The following is a 2,587-nucleotide window of genomic DNA, read 5'->3' on the forward strand; positions in this document are numbered from 1 at the left end:
CGCGCCCGGTCCTCGTCGCCGCCGCACAGCACGACAAAATGCGGCCCCGACCACGACGCGGCGACATCGCCGGCTTCGCCCGCCTCCCAGACCCGGCGCGCCAGCAGCGTGCCGACCGACCCGCCCGCATCGCCCGCAACTCGAGCCTCATCTCCGGCGGCACCGACAAATGCATAGCCGCGGCTATGGATCACACGGTCCTGCCCCATGCCACCGCTGGAGATCTCGTACTCGCGCCCGCCGTCCTCTCCCGCAAACACCTCCACATGCAGATCAAGACCGCCGGCCCCCACCATCACCGGCACGAGCCACTCCACCTGCTCCAGCCGGACCGCAGCCTCACCAGCCCCGTTCAAGGACGCCGCCACTGCCGCGCGCGCCACATCCAGGTGCCAGCTCTCCGGCACGACACCCACACCGTTCGCCGTCCGCAGCCACGCCGTATCCCCGCCCAACCGCGTCGTGAACCGCACCGCCGAAGAGTCCGTCGCGTCCCGATGCAGTTCGACTGGCAACCCGCCGCCGACGCTCAAGCCCGACAAATCACCGGCCGCCGCCGTCTCGATCCAGTATCTCTCCTTCGCAAACGGATAGGTCGGCAGCGACATCCGGCGCGGACAGGTCGAGGCGTGGAGGTTATGCCAAGTGAGGTCGTAGCCCTGACAATAGAGCTCGGCCAATGCGCACAGCGTTTCGCGGTATTTGACGGGATCGCCGAGCAGGGTATCGCAGCGGATCAGCAGCTCTTCGCCATAACCCTGCAGCGCCGTCTGGCCAGCAAAGTTGCGAGCGACCGTCCCCTGGAACTGGTTCGGCAGGCGCTCGCCCCCGCCGACATGACGCAGGGCATAGAGTGCCGTTTTCCGATCCTCGATCACCACCGCGCAGCGATGGTCGAAGTGCTGCCGGCCACACAGCAGAGTATGGCTCATCGCCCACAGGTCTGGAACCGATTGATCCTGCTTCTCCAGCAGCGCGATCAGATCTGCGACCCGAGCCCGCAGCGCCGCTTCCGTCTTCGCCGACAGCACCAGCAGCGAACAAGGCAGGGTAAAGGTATCCTCCGGCGCCGACCGATAGCTCTCAACCACCACATGCGCGTTGGTCCCGCTCATGCCAAACGCGCTCACCGCACCGAGCCGGTTGCTTCCGTCCGCCTTCTCCGGCCACGGCTTGCGGGCCTTGTTCACGTAAAACGGGCTAGCCCTCCAATCGATGTAGTCGCTCTCCTCCTCGCAATGCAGGCTCGGCGGAATGCTCCCGTGGCGAAGCGATTCGACCAGCCCGATCAGACTGACCAGCCCGGACGCCGCCAGTGTGTGACCGAAGTTCGTCTTGCTCGATGTCAGGGCGCAAAAGCCCCGATCCTGCGTATAAGCCCTGAAGGCATCCGACAGCGCATTGATCTCGATCGGATCGCCAAGCCTGGTTCCGGTGCCATGGGTGACGATGTACTCAATTTCATCGGGCTTCACCTGGTAGCGATCGTACACCTCCCGCAACAGACTCGATTGCGAGGCCCCACTTGGCGCCGTGATCCCGTTAGTCTTGCCGTCATAGTTGACGCCGCTGCCGCGGATCACGGCCTTGATGGGATCTCCGTCGGCTTGTGCCTGCGACAGGCGCTTCAGCACCACCACGGCAACTGCTTCACCAGGCACCATCCCATTGGCATTGCGGTCAAAGACATGACACTGGCCGTCCTTCGACAGCATCCCCGCCTGGCTCATGCCGACATACGACTGGGGGGTCAGCATCAGATTGACGCCTGCGGCAAGTGCAGTATCGCACTCGCCGTTGCGCAAGCTCAGACAAGCCTGATGCAATGCCACCAGCCCCGACGAGCAGGCCGTGTTGATCGCCATCGCCGGCCCGCGCATGTTCAGGAAGTACGCAAGTCGCGACGCCAGAATGCCATCGTGGTTGGAGGTGATGCTGCCGCTGGCCCGAGCCAGAAGCTGGTAGTCGCCCTGCTCTGCACCCACGAACGTGCCGATTTTGTTGCTGCCAAGCTGGATCGGCCCATAGCCCGCAGTTTCCAGCGCCTTCCAAGCCTCCATCAGTAACAGCCGCTGCCGCGGGTCCATCAGTTCCGCTTCTCGCGGCGAGATCTCGAAGAACAGCGGATCGAACTCGCCCGCCTCAGGGACGAAGCCCCCCCATTTGCAATCGATCTTGCCCATCTCCTTGAGTGGGTCGCCGTAATATTTTCGCCAATCAAACCGATCAAACGGTATCTCCTCGACCGCATCTTCACCCTCCGCCAGGATTTGCCACATGTCCTCGACCGTGCGCGCCTTCGGGAAGCGACCGCTCATGCCGATAATCGCAATCGGCTCCGGTGCGCCTGCGCGCGACGGCGGCGCCGGTGCCAGACGCACGTGACCTTGCAGTTGTAGCTGCGTCCGCGCTTCGATCCGGTCGCCTCCCACACCGACCTTGTTTATCCGGGCTTCAGCGTTCTTGCTTGGGTTCTGCTGATACAGGGCCTGCACGGCTGCTGCGTGCTGCGCGACGAGATAGTCCGTCAGCTGGGCCAGGGTCGGATGACTGAAGAACACCGAGGGCGGGACCTCGATCCCGTAGT

1 protein-coding gene is annotated in these 2,587 nt (G+C 64.1%); it reads right to left on the reverse strand.

Annotation, left to right across the window (positions count from 1 at the left end):
- On the reverse strand, positions 1 to 2,587 hold a 2,587-nt coding region (locus BMW89_RS37030), incomplete at both ends, for a type I polyketide synthase (RefSeq protein WP_283805347.1).

Source organism: Bradyrhizobium sp. OK095 (assembly GCF_900109945.1).
Taxonomy (GTDB): domain Bacteria; phylum Pseudomonadota; class Alphaproteobacteria; order Rhizobiales; family Xanthobacteraceae; genus Bradyrhizobium.